Here is a 15,389-nt window from a genome sequence, read left to right on the forward strand (position 1 = left end):
CAGAAGGTCTGGCTCTCGCCTCAACGGCACTACAAAATGTGTGAATCCCGTAGCGCTTGCGGGAGAGGGAGGGGCCCAAGCCTATCAAGGCTTGGGAGGGTGAGGGTAACCCCACCCCAAAGATCACTTCCCCTGTGCCACCAGCTTCACCGGCTTCACCAATCCGCGCAGCAGAATGTTGGGCAGATAGGCATTGTCCCAATCCACATTCTTCGGCGGGTTCGGCCCCATGCGCAGGGCGATCAGGCCGGTCTTGCGGGACACGAAAACCGTCTGGTTACCATTGCCGTCGAACAGGAACAGGTCCTTGTCCAGATAGGGTTCGGAATGCAGCACCTTCGGCCCCGGTGCTCCCGGCGCACCAAAACCACGGCGTTCGACATAGGGACCCGCGACCCACAGGCCCAGGCCATAATGCGGGTTCTGCGCCGTCGCCGTGGCCATTTCCTGGACATAGCCCTTGGGCAGCAGACGCTTGGTGCCAACCTTGCCATCATCCAGCAGCAGCTTTGCCAGATGCAGCCAGGCCCGCGCCGGCAGCATCATGCAGCAGCCGGAATGGGCCAGCCCGCCCGGTCGGTTCACCCAGACCTCACCCCCCGGCGCACCGGTCGGGATCAGCAGTTCGGTGCCCACGAACTCCGCATAACGGCGGCCCGTCGCCTGTTCGATGACCAGCGCCACCAGTTCAGAGGTGGCGTTGGAATAGCCATAGCGTGTGCCCGGCGCGTCGGTCAGGGGATAATCATTGACGATATAGGTACCGTGATCGACCGACAGATAGGCGAGATTCCAGGGATGGTTGGGATCGGCATTGAACCCCTGTTCCAGAAAGCCGGTGCGCATATCCAGCAAATGCCGGATCAGCATCGCTTCCTTGGGCGTGCCCTTCCATTCGGTGATGAAGTCGGAAACGCTCTGGTCAAGCGACTTGATCTTGCCCATTTCAATGGCGCGGCCCACGATCATGGCCGTCATCGGCTTGGACAGCGATTTTGACGCCAGGGGCGTGTCGGCACTGGTGTCCGCGAAATAGGTTTCGTCCTGCACCTTGCCATCATGCCAGACGATGAAGGCCTGGGCACCGCTGGCTTCTGCATAGGAACGAGCCGCGTGCAAGGTGTCTGGCTTGATGCTGCTCCGGCCCGCCTGGACCATGGGAAGGGCGGTGGGGGCACCGGCCACCGGCTCACGCGGCTGGTACAGCGTTTCCATCGGGCCACCGGCGGTCAGGATGGCGAGGCGCTGCGCATAGATTGCGTCGGCATCTGTCTGCGCCATTGCCGCGCCGGATGTGGCCAGGGCCAGGAGGGTGGTCAACCAGAAAGACGCGTGCCGCATGCCAAACCTTCCCGTTATCCGTTGATCCTGAACGAAAAAGACCGCGGTGTCGAAGGATCGGCGCCGCGGTCAGTTTTCGGGAACTCAGTGCTCGCGATGCGGAGAACCGCTGGTCGCAGGTTGACCATAGGCATGTATGCGTTCGTCTGACAGGGCGGGGGGATGCTTTATCCACCCTGTGGCCAGATATCGACCCGTGTATCGACGGCCCATTCGGCATGCGCCCAAATACCAGCGATGCGGATCGCTCATATCGATTGGGGCGGTTTCAAATAATTCGGTCTGTATGGAGGCATGAACAGCCATGGCATTTGTCGGAAAGAAGTATCGCGGCCTTTCGGGGCGCGCCATCATTCCTGCCATCCTGGCTTCCCTGCTGCTGTCGAACGCTCCCGCTGCGCTGGCGCAGACGGTGCCCGACAAGGGTGAGCGCCTATTCCTGCGTTGCCGCACCTGTCATGAAGTGGCGGTGGGAAAGCCCAACAAGGTCGGCCCCAACCTGCATGGCTTCTGGGGCAAGCCGGCTGGCCATGTTGAGGGGTTCAAATATTCCGACGCTTTGCGCAATAGCGGCGTCGTTTGGGACGAGAAAACGCTGGATGTCTGGCTGACGCATCCGACCTCGCTGGTCGGCGGCACGACCATGGCTTTCATCGGTCTACCGGACAAGGCCGACCGTGATGCCCTGATCGCCTATCTGCAAAAAGCCACCAACTGACATCCCGCCCGCATAAATAGAAAGGCAGTTCCCATGATCCGAACGCAGGTGGTGATCGCCGGCGCCGGCCCGGTTGGCACGGTCGCGGCCTATTATCTGGCCCGCCAGGGTATTGATGTGCTGGTGCTGGAGGCCGGTGCCGACTGTGCGCAGGATTTGCGCGCCTCCACCTTTCATCCACCCACGCTGGAAATGCTGGATGAGTTGGAGATCACGCCCTTCCTTCTGGAAAAGGGCCTGAAGGCGCCGATCTATCATTACCGTGACCGCCGTACGGGGCAGGTGGTGGAGTTCGACCTGGGCGAGTTGGAGGGCAGCACCCGCTACCCCTATCGCCTGCAGTGCGAACAGTACCATTTGGCCCGCGCACTGGCGGAAAAGCTGGAGGCGCACCCCAAGGCCACCGTGAAGTTCGGCAGCCGTCTGGTTTATGTGAACCAGGACGAGACGGGTGTGGATCTGGCCTATGAGACGCCGTTCGCCATCGAGAAGGTGCGCGCCGACTGGCTGATCGGTGCCGACGGCGCCAATTCTGCCGTGCGCAAATGGCTGGGCATCGGGTTCGAGGGCTTCACCTATCCGGAGAAGTTCCTGTGCCTGTCCACGGCGGAACCGCTGGAAGATTATTTCCCGAATCTGGCGCATGTGAATTATGTCGCCGATCCGGAGGAATGGCTGGTTCTGCTGCGGGTGCCGTCGGTCTGGCGTATCCTGCTGCCGGCCACGCCGGAAAGCTCGGATGCTGATCTGGTGTCGGATGAGAACCGTGACCGCGTGTTCCAGCGTCTGATCGGCAAGACCGGTGTCAAGACCCATCACCGCACCATCTATCGCATGCATCAGCGCGTGGCGGACAGCTTCCGCCAGGGCCGCGCCTTCCTGATCGGCGACAGCGCCCATCTGAACAACCCGCTGGGCGGGTTCGGCATGAACAGCGGCATCCATGACGCCTTCAACCTGTGTCGGCGCCTGACCGCCATCATCAAGAATGGCCCGGATGAAGCGAGCCTGGAGCAGTTCAGCCGCCAGCGTCGCGGTGCCGCCCGCAGCTTCGTGCAGGCGCAGACCATCCAGACCATGGAAATGATGAAGGAAGGCCACGCATCGGCACAGGAAAAGCGCCGGGACGAGATGCTGGCCATCCGTAACGATCCGGAACGGCGGCGTCAGTTCCTGATGCGGCAGGCCATGTTCCAGAGCTTGGCCGACGCCGCGGCGATCGACTGATCATATCCAGCAGACAGGGGAATGTTCATGCAGGATGAAGCCAAGGACAGCCGTGGCTGGCGCAAGGTGTTCGGGGTGCTGGGGCCCAGCACGAACACCACCGTGCAGCCCGATTTCGACGACATGCGCCCGGCTGGCGTCACCAATCACTACAGCCGGATCATCGTTTCCGACGCCCAGGCCATCAGCAATGAGACCTTCCTGGCCGGCACCCAGGCCATCGCCGACAATACGGTCGATGCCGTGAAGTCGGTAATGACCGCCGATCCGGATTATCTGGTCATGGGCATGTCGGCCATCACCTTCTATGGCGGGGCGGAAGGGGCTGCGCGGTTCCGCCGCCAGATCCGCGAGGTCAGCGGGCTGTATCTTTCCACCGGTTCTGAATCGCTGGCCGCCGCCATCGCCGCCTATGGCGGGGTGAAGAAGGTGGCCTTCGTGTCGCCCTATTACCCCGTCGCCAATGAGCAGGTCCGTAACTTCCTGTCTGATTACGGGTATGAGACGGTGCGCGACGTGCCGCTGCAATGCCCGTCCTGGACCTCCATCGCACGCGTCGGCACCAGCCGCCTGCGGGAGGTGCTGAAACAGCTGGACGGTGATGATGTGGATGCCATCCTGCAGGTCGGCACCAACCTGTCGATGGTAAAGCTGGCAGCGGCGGCGGAGATGTGGCTGGGCAAGCCCGTTATCGCCATCAATACGGCCACCTACTGGCACGCGCTTCGCGCAAACGGTATCCAGGACAAGGTCTACGGCTTCGGTCGCCTGCTGGAGGAATTCTGATCCATGTTGTCTTATGATTACGTGCCGCTGCCCAAGCGCGGTCCCCTGCGCTGGCCCGATGGCAAGAAGGTCGCGCTGATCCTGACCTTCAACCTGGAAACCTGGGATCTGACGAAGGATACGGACAAGCCGTACTATGCCGGTGGCCCGGCCATCCTTCCCGACGTTCTGCCCGGTGACACGCCCGATTTCCCCAATTTCACCTGGCGTGAATATGGTCAGCGGGTGGGCATCTGGCGTCTTTACGACCTGTTCGATGAAATGGGCGTCAAGGCCAGCTGCACCACCAACGCCGTCACGTTCGAACGGCGCAAGGCGATGGTCGATGCCTGCCTGGAACGCGGCTGGGAGCTGCTGGCTCATAATTATGAACAGGGCGAGCTGCTGACCAATTTCGCCAAGGACCCAGCCAAGGAGCGGGATATCATCCTGCGCTCCATCGAGATGTATGAGCGGCATGTGGGCCGCCGCCCGCTGGGCTGGCTGTCCTCCTCGCTGCGCGGCACCTTGAATACGGCGGGCATCCTGGCCGAACAGGGCTTCCTGTTCTACTGCGACATCATGAATGATGATCAGCCCTATCCGTTGCAGACGGAAAACGGGCCGCTGGTTTCGGTGCCTTATTCCAACGAAATCAATGATTTCACCCTGCTGACCCGCCGCAACCTGACCACCGACGCCTTCCGCGATACGCTGATCGAGGAATTGTCGGTGCTGCGTCAGGAAGGGGCGAAGACGGCACGGCTGATGAATGTGGGTCTGCACCCGCATGTCACGGGCCGGGCTTATCGTATCCGGGGCCTGCGGGAATTCCTGGAATATGCCAAGAGCCTGGACGATGTCTGGTGGCCGACGCGGGAAGAACTGGCCCGCTGGTATCTGGCCAACAGTGAAGGCCACATGCCGGGCTGAAAACCCGACATTGTTATTGAAACAGAAAGCCGGGCGCCTGACAGCGCCCGGCTTTCTGCATTTATCAGGTCGATAAGTTGACAGTGCGATGGAAAATATCTTCTAAATTTTTGGAATATGGAATATCGTGCCTTCCAACGCGACGGGATGAACCGTCCGGCTGGGGAGGAGAGCGCCATGCTGCGCGCGTTGCTGGGCTTTTTCGCCACGGGGCCTGACCGCCCGGTAACGGCGGACGCGGCGGCGGTCGATGCCGCCTATCGCCGTTACCGTATCCGGGTGATGCTGGCCATCACGCTGGGCTATGGCCTGATCTATACCTGCCGGCTGGCGCTGGGCGTGGTGAAAAAGCCGCTGATCGATGCGGGTGTATTCTCACCGGCGGAACTGGGCCATATCGGATCGGCCCTGTTCTACACCTATGCCATCGGCAAGCTGACCAACGGGTTTCTGGCCGATCACGCCAATATCCGCCGCGCGCTGGCGGTGACCTTCCTGCTGACGGCGCTGTGCAACCTGACCATGGGGTTTGTCACCTCTGTCTGGATGGCCGTCCTGGTCTGGGGCCTGAATGGCTGGTTTCAGAGTTTCGGGGCGCCGGGCGGCGTGGTGGCCATGACGGCCTGGTTTTCCAACCGGGAGCGGGGCCGCGCCTATGGCGTCTGGTCCACGGCCCATTCCATCGGGGAGGGTTTGACCTTCCTCGCGGTTGGCTCTCTGGTTGGCTGGCTGGGCTGGCAGGCCGGGTTCTTCGGACCGGGGCTGATCGGCATCGCGACCGCCGCCGGTGTCTGGTTCCTATTGCAGGACCGGCCACAGACGCTAGGCCTGCCGCCCGTCAATGACTGGAAGGGTGACCATTACGGGGAAAAGCCGAAGGTTGATCCGCGTTCCGTCCTGGCGCAGCAGCTGCATATCCTGAAGCTGCCGGCCATCTGGGTTCTGTGCCTGGCATCGGCCACCACCTATGTCACCCGCTACGCCATCAATTCCTGGGGCGTGCTGTACCTGCAGGAGGCGCGGGGCTATTCCCTGGCCATGGCGGGGACGCTGCTGATGGTCAGCACTGTGGCGGGCATTGTCGGGGCCATCAGCTTCGGCCTGTTGTCGGACAAGCTGTTCCAGTCGCGCCGCCCGCCGGCCAACCTGCTGTTCGGTGTGCTGGAACTGATCGGCATGCTGCTGATCTTCTTCGGGCCGAACAGCGTGCCGCTGCTGCTGCTGGGCATGGTGCTGTTCGGGGCCGGCATGACGGGGCTTGTCACCTCGCTGGGCGGGCTGTTCGCCGTCGATATCGCGCCCAAGCGGGTGGCGGGGGCAGCGATGGGGGTGATCGGCATCTTCAGCTATGTCGGGGCGGCCCTGCAGGAACATGTTTCCGGCATGCTGATCGACCGTGGCATGACCATGGTGGACGGGGTCCGGCATTACGATTTCGGCCCGGTGATCTGGTTCTGGATTGCCGCGTCGGTGGTTTCCATGGCTATGGCGGCGACCCTGTGGCGCACGCGATTGAGGGACTGATCCATCATGAATTCCCCATCCCCCGAACTGTCGGCGATGATCGATGCGGCCCAGGCCGCCGGTCACGGGCTTCTGCGCCGCTTCTCCCAGCTGTCCGAACTGGTTATCCGCGCCAAAAGCGGGCCGGCGGACCTTGTCTCCGTCGCGGATGAGGAGGCGGAGCAGACGGCCCGCACCATCCTGTCCCGCTTCCGCCCTGATTACGCCTTCCTGGGTGAGGAAGGCGGGCAGGTCGGGGGCCGGGATGCCAGCCACAGCTGGATCGTCGATCCGCTGGATGGCACCACGAACTTCCTGTTCTCCTGTCCGCTCTGGGGCGTCAATGTCGCCCTGGCGCGCGATGGAGAGGTGGTGGCCGGCGTCACCTACATCCCCGTGATGGAAGAGATGTTCGTGGCGGAGAAGGGGCGCGGGGCCTGGCTGAATGGCCGGCGCATCCATGTCTCCACCCGCGCCACGCTGGGCGACGCGGTGCTGTCCTGCGGCATGCCGTTCGCGGGCAAGCCCGATCATCCGGTCTTTGCCCGTGAAATGGCGCTGCTGTCGGCGGATGTCGCGGGTCTGCGCCGCACGGGTGCCTGTGCGGTGGACATGGCCTATGTTGCCTGTGGCCGCTGGGATGCGTACTGGGAACGCGCGCTGAACGCCTGGGATATGGCACCCGGTTTGATCCTGGCGACGGAGGCCGGTGGCACCATCAGCAATGTGCGGGGTGACAGGCTGGATCTTCATGGCCAGAATGTCTGCATCAGCAATGGCCGCATCCACACCGCCCTGGTGGACCGGCTGAACCAGGCCCTGCACGAAGCCCAGAACGAAGGATAAGCAGTATGCGTTTCCATGGCAGCCGGCGGCAGTTTCTGGCCGGCACGACGGCACTGGCCGGTGTGTCCTTGTGGCCAGCGGCTGGGCTGGCGGCGGTGCTGGGCTACCCGCGCGCCCTGCAGGGGCCGATGGTGGGCGCACCCGGCCCCGGCCATGTCACCGTCTGGGTCCGGGCCAGCGGCGCCTTTGATGTCACGCTGGAGGTGGCGGCGGAACGCACCTTCGCCAAGGTCATCACCACACAGACGGTGCGGGCACGCTCAGAGGATGATTGCTGCGTCACCCTGCGCGCCGACGGGTTGAAGCCGGCCACCACCTACTGGTACCGGCTGAAATTCGATGGTCAGCTGGACCGGGAGCAGCCTTTCCCCTATCGCACGCGCACGGCACCCGCCGGCAAGGCGGATTTCCGCATCGCCTTCGGCTCCTGCTGCCGTATCCAGTTTGACGGCGAACAGCCCATCTGGTCGGTGGTGCAGGCGCTGGAGCCGGACATGTTCTTCTGGCTGGGCGACAATATCTATGGCGACAGCGATGAGCCGGCGGCACTGGCCGAGCTGTATGGGCGGCAGCGGCTGGTCCGCCGCCTGGAACCGCTGCTGCGCGGCACGCCGCAGCTGGCCATCTGGGACGATCATGATTTCGGCCATAACGGATCGGACGGCACCAGCCCGTACAAGGACAGTTCGCTGAACGTCTTCCGCCATTATTGGCCCAACCCGTCCTTTGGGCAGGCGGACAGCAAGGGCGTCTATTTCAAGCAATCCTACGGCGGGGTGGATTTCTTCTTCCTGGATGGCCGCTATTACCGCGATCCCACCGACAATCGCGACGATGCCGGCAAGACCATGCTGGGGGCGGCACAGAAGGCGTGGCTGAAAGCCGGGCTGCTGGAAAGCAAGGCGATATTCAAGATCCTGGTTTCCGGCACCGGATGGTCCACGGCGGAGAATGAAAAGGGTGGGGACAGCTGGGGCGTGTTCATGACGGAGCGGAACGAGATTTTCGATTTCGTGCGTGACCGGAACATTGGCGGTGTCGTCTGCATCTCCGGCGACAGCCATATGGGGGAGTTGAACTGTATCCCACGATCCGCCCATGGCGGGTACGACATCTATGATCTCTGCTCCTCGCCGCTCGCCCAGATGCCGGCCACCAAGAACCTGCGCCAGATGCCGGAGGTTCGCATTCGCGACACCTGGAACCGCAGCGTCAATGTCGGGGTGCTGGATTTCCAGATGGGCGACAAGCCCAGCCTGACCATGACCCTGCATGACGTGTCGGGCGCGCGGGTCTGGGAACCGCTGGTCCTGACCCCGGCCGACCTGACCAATGGCAAGCGCACCTGGGATGTGAAGGCCGATCCGGGCGAACTGAAGCGTCTGGAACGGTTCCGCAAGGGTGGGGGCTATTACGGCACCGACATGCCGGAAGGCTGGCCGGAAAAGCCTTATTATCAGTGAGGACAGGGGCGGCGCGTCAGGCGCCGCCCAACCCTGCGAGGGCAATCGCCTTGAAATCTGCAGGCTTCAGGCTGGCTCCGCCCACCAGCACCCCATCCACACCAGGCAGGTGCAGGATGGTGGCGGCGTTGGCCGCCGTCACCGATCCCCCGTAAAGCACACGGACATCTCCGCCACCCGGCAGCAGGGTGGCCAGTTCCGCCTTGATCAGCGCATGCATGCCGGCAATGGTGTCGGCATCGGCGTGGCGGCCCGTACCGATCGCCCAGACGGGTTCATAGGCGATGATCAGGCTGTCCGTACCCAGGCCGGGCGGCAGACTGTCGCGCAGTTGCCGGGCCACGATGGTGCCGGCCAATCCCGCCTCCCGCTCCACCAGCGTTTCCCCGATGCAGATCAGGGGGCGAAGCCCGGATGACAGGGCCGCCGCTGCCTTGGCCGCGACCAGGGCGCTGCCTTCCCCCTGTGACCGCCGTTCGGAATGGCCCAGGGTGACATGACTGGCCCCGGCATCGGCCAGCATGGCGGCGGAAAGATCGCCCGTATGGGCGCCAGATGCCCGGTGATGGCAATCCTGCGCGCCGACCAGCAATGGTCCGGACCCCGCCATCGCGGCGATATCGGACAGCAGAGTGACGGGCGGACAGATCAGCATCTGCACCTCTGGTCGCGCCGTTTCCAGCCATTCCATAAGGTCGCGCGCCAGGGCCAGCCCATCGGCGCGCAGCCCGTTCATTTTCCAGTTCCCGGCGATAAATGGAACGTTCATTTCATCACCTCCGTACCGTCTTAGTCCTTTTCGGGGCCATGGGAATGACCCGCGCCATGCCCAGCCGTTCCGGGGATTGCCCCGCCTGACGCAGGATTTCAGCCAGATGATGGCCGGCATCCTTGTCACCTGGTGGGTGCAGGACCGTCACTTTCTGCATACGGATCATAGGGTTGCGTACCCTGGCCATGGGGCGGCTCCAGCATTGTCGGGGGAAGGGGAGGGCGCCCGTGGCGTCCGTGGAATGCAAATTCCATCGGCCCGTAAAAAAATACAAGAAAAATTCCATTTCTGTTGACGAATGGAATTTTCGTTCATAAGATCACATCAACAATCGAAACCGATGGTGATTCTGATCCGGATCAGCCATCACAATAACAATTCAGGGAGACAATGATGCCCAGGAACAGAAGGGCTGGTCGTGGCAGACGACAGCACCCAACCACACGGTCGAATGCATGTTCCCACGGCCCTGGCGGCGGATGAGGGGAGCTGCGGACCTGTGCATTGCATGGATGTTCCGCAATCGCTTGCAATGAAGAATTCATGGGGATGACGCGGCGCCTTCGCAGATGGCGGCCAGAAGCAAGGCCAGGATGCCTTGCCACTTTTTGCATCCCCGTTTGAAGATCAGCCTTTCTGGAGATGACAATGACGCCGTCGAAGAAAACTGGCGCGCTGCTGACCACCCGGCTCGTGGGTTGTGTCAGCCTGCTGGCCCTGTCCGCCGCCCTGTCGCAGGCCGCCGCCCAGTCGGCGCCGCCGGCAGGTGAGATGCTGGAGGAAATCCAGGTCACGGGCATGCGTCTGGCCGAGAAGAAGGCCCTGGAACTGAAGCAGAACGCCGTGGGCATCGTCGATGCCGTGGTGGCCGATGATGTCGGCAAGCTGCCGGACCAGAATGTGGCAGAGGCCATCAAGCGCCTGCCCGGCCTGTCGGTCGCCAATGACCAGGGCGAAGGCCGTTACGTCATCATTCGTGGTGTCAGCCCCGATCTGGCCAATGTCACCCTGAACGGCCAGACGGCGGCCGCACCCGAACCGGCGGGCCGGTCGGTCAAGCTGGACGATATTCCGTCGGCCATGATCGGGTCGGTGGAAGTGGTGAAAAGCCTGACGCCTGACCGCGACGCCAACGCCATCGCCGGCCAGGTGAATATCAATACGGTCAGCGCCTTTGACCGGAACAAGTTCTTCGCCACGGCTCGCGGCAGCATCGGCCAGTATCAGCTGAACAAGAAGCATCCGTTCGGCGGCGATGTTACCGTGGGCGATATCTTCGGTGATGATCGGCAGTTCGGACTGGTCCTGTCCGCCAATTATGATGAACGGCCCATCCGGTCGGAGAATGTGCAGGGTTCCACCAACTGGCGCACGGTCGGCGGTTATGCCATTCCGGACGATTTCCGTCCGCGCGAATATAACCTGACCCGCAAGCGCATCGGCGGCGTCGCCAATTTTGATTGGAACGTCAACGACACGACAAAACTGTATCTGCGCAGCTCCTACGCCGAATATTCCGACAGCGAGGTGCGCGACCAGTTCCGTGTGGAAATCCCCACCACCATCACGGCGCAGACGGCCACCACCGGCAGTTTCCGGGCGCGCGGCACCCGGTTTGTGCGGGTGCGCGAGGAGGATGACAATACCGTCACCGCCAATGCCGGCGGCAAGTTCGAGATCGGTGAGGGCACGCTGGAGGTGGACGCCACCTATACCCGTGCCGTGAAGGAAGACCCGCTGCGCAGCGAATGGCAGTTCCGCACCGGCTCCAACGCCTTCACCGCCACCTTTGATACGACCAGCGACATCTATCAGGTGACGCCGGCGGCGGAGGCCTATAATGCCGCCCTGTATGGCGCGCGCTCCGTCTCCTACGACCATCGCAAGGCGGAGGAGAACCTTTACCAGTATCGGGCCGACTACAAGCTGCCCGTGGAACTGGGCGATGATGCCTTTGTGAAGGTCGGTGCCAAGTATCTGTCGCGGCACAAGGCCAATAACCGCGACTATGAAAGCTATGATGCCACCGGCTTCACCCTGGCATCGGTCACGGGGGAGGCAACGGGCCGCGCCATTTTCGGCGGGCGGTTCCCCATCGATCCGCGCGTGGATTATGATGCCGCAGAGGCCTATGCCGCGTCCCATGCGGGTTCGCTGACCTATAGCCGGTCGGGTTCCATCTCCAACACCCTGGCCAATGATTACAAGGTGACGGAGGATGTCACGGCAGCCTATGCCATGACGTCGATCACCTTTGACCGGCTGACCCTGATCCCCGGCGTGCGTATGGAACATACGCAGGGTGACTTCGCGGCCAAGATCATCAATGCCGCCTCCACCCCGGCCCAGGATTTCAATTCCTTCGGCAAGAGCAGCTATACCGACTGGTTCCCCGGTATCAATGCGCGCTTCGATGTGAATGAGCGTTTCATTCTGCGCGGTGCGGTGACTACGGCCATTGGGCGTCCCAACTATGCCGACCTGCCGCCCTTCATCTCCGTCGATACAGGCGCGGGCAGCGTCAATAAGGGCAATCCCGACCTGACGCCGCTGAAGGCCGTGAATTTCGACCTGTCGGTCGAATATTACCTGCCCAGCGAGGGTGTACTGTCGATTGCGCTGTTCCAGAAGGATATCGACAATCCGATCTACAGTCAGGCTATCACCGTCACCAACGGCACCTTTGGCGGCATCACCATGCCGACCGCCCTGGTCACCACGCCGCTGAATGCCAAGTCGGCGACCGTGAAGGGTGTGGAAATGAATGCCAGCATCCAGGGCACCTTCCTGCCGTCGCCCTTCGACGGGCTGGGCGTGCAGGGCAACCTGACCCTGACGGACAGCAAGTCCAAGGGCGTGCTGGGCCGCACCGACACGCTGCCCATGTTCAGCCAGTCCAAGCGGGTGGCATCGGCACAGGTCTATTACGAGAAGGACGGCCTGTCGGCTCGCATTGCCTATTCCTACCGTTCGCCCTTCCTGGACACGGTCGGGGTCAACAAGGCGACCGATATCTATACCGACAGCAACGGTTCCATGGATGCCCGCCTGGGCTATAATTTCACCAAGCAGCTTGAGGTGTATCTGGAAGGGGCCAACCTGACCGATGCCAAGTTCCGCCGCTATATCGGCGAGAAGCATCAGATGGCCGAGGCCGAGCGCTATGGAAGGTCGGTCAAGCTGGGTGCACAGTTCAAATATTGATGCCCCGTCCCTGTAACCCCGGCGGTGGTTGACCGCCGGGGTTTCCTTGCCCGACAGAGGGGAAATCCCATGATGCACAAGATGCTGCGCCCGCTTCTGGCCGCTACGGCCCTGTGCCTGCCGCTGACGGCGGCGGCCGTTGAGCTTCCGGCACAGCCGGTGGGCCTGAGCCTGGAAAAGGTGGCGATGTTCACCCGCCACGGCATCCGCCCGCCCACGAAGGAGCCCGCCGCCGGTCTGGCCGCACAGGCCTGGCCCAGCTGGTCCGTGCCCTATGGCAACCTGACGGACCGGGGGGCACAGGGTGTGGTGCTGCTGGGCCGGTTTGACCGGCAGTTCTTTGCCGCGCGCGGCCTGTTCCCCGCCGATGGCTGTCCTTCGGACGGGCAGTACAAGGTGGAAGCAAGCGCCAAGGAACGCGCCATCCGCACCGCCAAAAGCATGGTGGAGGGTTTCGCCCCGTCCTGCACGGTGGCGGTCACCCATCCCACGGGTGCGGATGAGGACAGTGTCTTCCACCCGCTGACCGTACCCGGCAACCGTCTGGACCCCGTCAAGGGCATGGCGGCCTCTTCCGTCCAGCTGCCGTCCGGCGGGCTGAAGCAGGAGATGGCGGGGTTCGAGACGGAATTCGCCCTGTTGCAGAAGGCGCTGGGCCCCCAGGGCGATGAATGGTGCGCCAAGAAGAAGCTGCCGGCAGGGTGCAAGATCACCGATCTGCATACCGCCCTGGAACCGGATGAGGAGGAGGGGCGGCCCGATGTGGGCGGCGCCTTCGGCCAGGGATCGACCATTAGCCAGACCTTCCTGCTGGAATATCTGGAAGGCAAGCCGATGGAGCAGGTGGCCTGGGGCCGGGCCAGCCGCGCCGACATTGAGCGCATGCTGAATTTCCATCCGCTGAAATTCAAATATGAGAACCGGCCTTCCTACATCGCTGACCGGGCGGCGGCGCCCATCATGCGCCGGCTGCTGTCGTATCTGCAGAATGGGCAGGTGAAGCTGGCCCTGATGGCGGGCCATGATACCAACATCGCCGATCTGGCCGGCATGCTGGACCTGCATTGGCGCATCGACAGCTATCCCGCCGACGACACGCCGCCGGGTGGGGCCATCGGGATCGAGATGCTGCACGACCAGCAGGGCCAGCGCTTCATCCGCGCCTTCTACCGCGCCCAGACCATGGACCAGCTGCGTAACCTGGAGCCGCTGGATGTGAAGTCCAATCCCGCTGTCGTCACCTACATGGCCCTGCCGCTGTGCGCCAAGGGGGCCGACAAGACCACCTGCCGGGCAGAGGATTTCTTCGCCGCCGTCGATGCCAAGCTGAAGGCCGCGGCCCAACCCTGACGGTTCCTCCCCCTCCGCTTCGACACCATCAGCCTTGCCGCCCCGGAGCGATCCGGGGCGGTTTTGTTTTCATGTCGCCCCCTCACCCTCCCAAACGCTGGCGCGTTCGGGCCCCTCCCTTTCCCACCTTCGTGGGCGAGGGAAGAAGTTTGGCCCCTCGCCCGATTACGGGAGAGGGAGGGGCCCATTGGCGCCAGCCAATGGGAGGGTGAGGGGCGACAGTTTCAGAAAGCAAAAGGCCCGCTCCAGTCGGAACGGGCCTTTGGGTGGCTGAGAGGGATCGCGATTACAGCGTAACCACCTGTCCGCTTCTCACTGACTGCGCCGCCGCTTCCGCCAGTTCCAGCGCGCCGACCCCATCCGCATAGGTGATGGCGGGAGCGGCCTTGCCCGACAGGATGTCGGCGAAATGGTCCATTTCCAGGCGGTAGGCGGCGGCGTAACGGTCCAGGAAGAAGTTCTGCAAACGGTCGGCGGCGGCCCCTTCAGCGCCCCAGACAGACACGGTGCTTTCCAGCACATTGTCGGCCTTGACCATGCCCTTGGACCCAAACGCCTCGATCCGCTGGTCATAGCCGTAGCCGCTGCGCCGGCTGTTGGAGATGACGCAGAGCTTGCCGCTGCTCGTACGCAGCAGGATCTTGGCCGTGTCGACGTCCCCGGCCTCCCCGATGGCGGGATCGACCAGGCAGCTGGCGGCGGCATAGACCTGGGTCACCGGCTCGGAAAGCAGCCAGCGGGCCATGTCGAAATCATGGATACTCATATCCTTGAAGATGCCGCCCGACACCTTGATATAGGAAACGGGCGGCGGGGCCGGGTCGTGGCTGGTGATCTGCACCGTTTCCAGCGCTCCCACGGCCCCGCTGTCCAGCCGCGTCTTCAGCGCCTGGAAATGCGGGTCGAAGCGACGGTTGAAGCCCAGGAACAGCCGGGCACCGCCCAGGCTGGCGGCGGCGGAGCGGGCGCGTTCAAGGTCCTGATCGATCGGCTTTTCGCAGAATACGGCCTTGCCGGCGGCGACCGCGCGGCAGGAATATTCCAGATGCGTGTCGGTGGAACTGGCGATGATCACGCCGGCCACCGACGGGTCGGCCAACGCCGTCTCCAGGTCGGCCACCTGCGCAGCCGTTTCGCTGGCCAGGGCGGCGGCGGCAGCTGCCACCGGGTCCACGATATATTTCAGGCGCAGACCCGGATGACGGGCGGCGTTGGAGGCATGGATGCGGCCGATGCGGCCCGCGCCCAGAATAGCAATGTCGTGCAT

General features: G+C 63.2%; 13 protein-coding genes. 9 read left to right on the top strand and 4 right to left on the bottom strand.

The annotated features are described in order from the left end of the window. Nucleotides 1–123: 123 nt before the first annotated feature. Nucleotides 124–1,341, bottom strand: a complete 1,218-nt coding sequence (locus ACODSP_RS25905) for a serine hydrolase domain-containing protein (RefSeq protein ID WP_488968409.1) — start codon at nucleotides 1,339–1,341, stop codon at nucleotides 124–126. 304 nt (nucleotides 1,342–1,645) lie between these two features. Here ACODSP_RS25905 and ACODSP_RS25910 point away from each other — a divergent pair, with 304 nt between their 5' ends. The 7 genes from ACODSP_RS25910 to ACODSP_RS25940 all read left to right on the top strand — a co-directional run bounded on the left by ACODSP_RS25910 (nucleotide 1,646) and on the right by ACODSP_RS25940 (nucleotide 8,796). After that, nucleotides 1,646–2,059: a c-type cytochrome gene (locus ACODSP_RS25910; protein WP_488968410.1), complete on the top strand. Its 414-nt coding sequence runs from the start codon at nucleotides 1,646–1,648 to the stop codon at nucleotides 2,057–2,059. Between the two features lie 33 nt (nucleotides 2,060–2,092). Further along, nucleotides 2,093–3,286, top strand: coding sequence for an FAD-dependent oxidoreductase (locus ACODSP_RS25915; protein ID WP_488968411.1), 1,194 nt, complete (start codon nucleotides 2,093–2,095; stop codon nucleotides 3,284–3,286). Between the two features lie 27 nt (nucleotides 3,287–3,313). Then, a complete protein-coding gene (locus ACODSP_RS25920) occupies nucleotides 3,314–4,072 on the top strand; it encodes a maleate cis-trans isomerase family protein (RefSeq protein WP_488968412.1) in 759 nt (252 codons plus the stop codon). Nucleotides 4,073–4,075: 3 nt separating this feature from the next. Next, nucleotides 4,076–4,984 (top strand): polysaccharide deacetylase family protein, encoded by a 909-nt coding sequence (locus ACODSP_RS25925; RefSeq protein ID WP_102113742.1) that lies wholly within the window; start codon nucleotides 4,076–4,078, stop codon nucleotides 4,982–4,984. Nucleotides 4,985–5,161: 177 nt separating this feature from the next. After that, on the top strand, nucleotides 5,162–6,508 hold the full coding sequence (locus tag ACODSP_RS25930) for an MFS transporter (protein ID WP_488968413.1): 1,347 nt from the start codon (nucleotides 5,162–5,164) through the stop codon (nucleotides 6,506–6,508). 6 nt (nucleotides 6,509–6,514) lie between these two features. After that, a complete protein-coding gene (locus ACODSP_RS25935; RefSeq protein ID WP_054166273.1) occupies nucleotides 6,515–7,333 on the top strand; it encodes an inositol monophosphatase family protein in 819 nt (272 codons plus the stop codon). Nucleotides 7,334–7,338: 5 nt separating this feature from the next. Beyond that, nucleotides 7,339–8,796, top strand: coding sequence for an alkaline phosphatase D family protein (locus tag ACODSP_RS25940; RefSeq protein WP_488968414.1), 1,458 nt, complete (start codon nucleotides 7,339–7,341; stop codon nucleotides 8,794–8,796). 16 nt (nucleotides 8,797–8,812) lie between these two features. On the opposite strand, the gene tpiA is transcribed toward ACODSP_RS25940, so the two are convergent. Further along, nucleotides 8,813–9,565, bottom strand: a complete 753-nt coding sequence (tpiA, locus tag ACODSP_RS25945) for a triose-phosphate isomerase (RefSeq protein WP_488968415.1) — start codon at nucleotides 9,563–9,565, stop codon at nucleotides 8,813–8,815. 4 nt (nucleotides 9,566–9,569) lie between these two features. Then, nucleotides 9,570–9,755, bottom strand: a complete 186-nt coding sequence (locus ACODSP_RS25950; protein ID WP_488968416.1) for a hypothetical protein — start codon at nucleotides 9,753–9,755, stop codon at nucleotides 9,570–9,572. Between the two features lie 461 nt (nucleotides 9,756–10,216). On the opposite strand from ACODSP_RS25950, the gene ACODSP_RS25955 reads away from it, so the two are divergent. Then, complete coding sequence (locus ACODSP_RS25955) at nucleotides 10,217–12,772, top strand: TonB-dependent receptor (protein ID WP_488968417.1); 2,556 nt, start codon at nucleotides 10,217–10,219, stop codon at nucleotides 12,770–12,772. Between the two features lie 69 nt (nucleotides 12,773–12,841). Then, on the top strand, nucleotides 12,842–14,122 hold the full coding sequence (locus tag ACODSP_RS25960) for a histidine-type phosphatase (RefSeq protein WP_488968418.1): 1,281 nt from the start codon (nucleotides 12,842–12,844) through the stop codon (nucleotides 14,120–14,122). A 286-nt stretch (nucleotides 14,123–14,408) separates the two neighbouring features. On the opposite strand, the gene iolG is transcribed toward ACODSP_RS25960, so the two are convergent. Further along, complete coding sequence (gene iolG / locus ACODSP_RS25965; RefSeq protein ID WP_488968419.1) at nucleotides 14,409–15,389, bottom strand: inositol 2-dehydrogenase; 981 nt, start codon at nucleotides 15,387–15,389, stop codon at nucleotides 14,409–14,411.

It is taken from the genome of Niveispirillum sp. FG156, from assembly GCF_057809555.1.

What these genes read in the sequence shown, in the direction of transcription:
- ACODSP_RS25905 (WP_488968409.1), bottom strand. Translation starts at nt 1,341, where the DNA reads ATGCGGCACGCGTCTTTCTGGTTGACCACCCTCCTGGCCCTGGCCACA.
- ACODSP_RS25910 (WP_488968410.1), top strand. Translation starts at nt 1,646, where the DNA reads ATGGCATTTGTCGGAAAGAAGTATCGCGGCCTTTCGGGGCGCGCCATC.
- ACODSP_RS25915 (WP_488968411.1), top strand. Translation starts at nt 2,093, where the DNA reads ATGATCCGAACGCAGGTGGTGATCGCCGGCGCCGGCCCGGTTGGCACG.
- ACODSP_RS25920 (WP_488968412.1), top strand. Translation starts at nt 3,314, where the DNA reads ATGCAGGATGAAGCCAAGGACAGCCGTGGCTGGCGCAAGGTGTTCGGG.
- ACODSP_RS25925 (WP_102113742.1), top strand. Translation starts at nt 4,076, where the DNA reads ATGTTGTCTTATGATTACGTGCCGCTGCCCAAGCGCGGTCCCCTGCGC.
- ACODSP_RS25930 (WP_488968413.1), top strand. Translation starts at nt 5,162, where the DNA reads ATGCTGCGCGCGTTGCTGGGCTTTTTCGCCACGGGGCCTGACCGCCCG.
- ACODSP_RS25935 (WP_054166273.1), top strand. Translation starts at nt 6,515, where the DNA reads ATGAATTCCCCATCCCCCGAACTGTCGGCGATGATCGATGCGGCCCAG.
- ACODSP_RS25940 (WP_488968414.1), top strand. Translation starts at nt 7,339, where the DNA reads ATGCGTTTCCATGGCAGCCGGCGGCAGTTTCTGGCCGGCACGACGGCA.
- tpiA (WP_488968415.1), bottom strand. Translation starts at nt 9,565, where the DNA reads ATGAACGTTCCATTTATCGCCGGGAACTGGAAAATGAACGGGCTGCGC.
- ACODSP_RS25950 (WP_488968416.1), bottom strand. Translation starts at nt 9,755, where the DNA reads ATGGCCAGGGTACGCAACCCTATGATCCGTATGCAGAAAGTGACGGTC.
- ACODSP_RS25955 (WP_488968417.1), top strand. Translation starts at nt 10,217, where the DNA reads ATGACGCCGTCGAAGAAAACTGGCGCGCTGCTGACCACCCGGCTCGTG.
- ACODSP_RS25960 (WP_488968418.1), top strand. Translation starts at nt 12,842, where the DNA reads ATGATGCACAAGATGCTGCGCCCGCTTCTGGCCGCTACGGCCCTGTGC.
- iolG (WP_488968419.1), bottom strand. Translation starts at nt 15,389, where the DNA reads ATGCACGACATTGCTATTCTGGGCGCGGGCCGCATCGGCCGCATCCAT.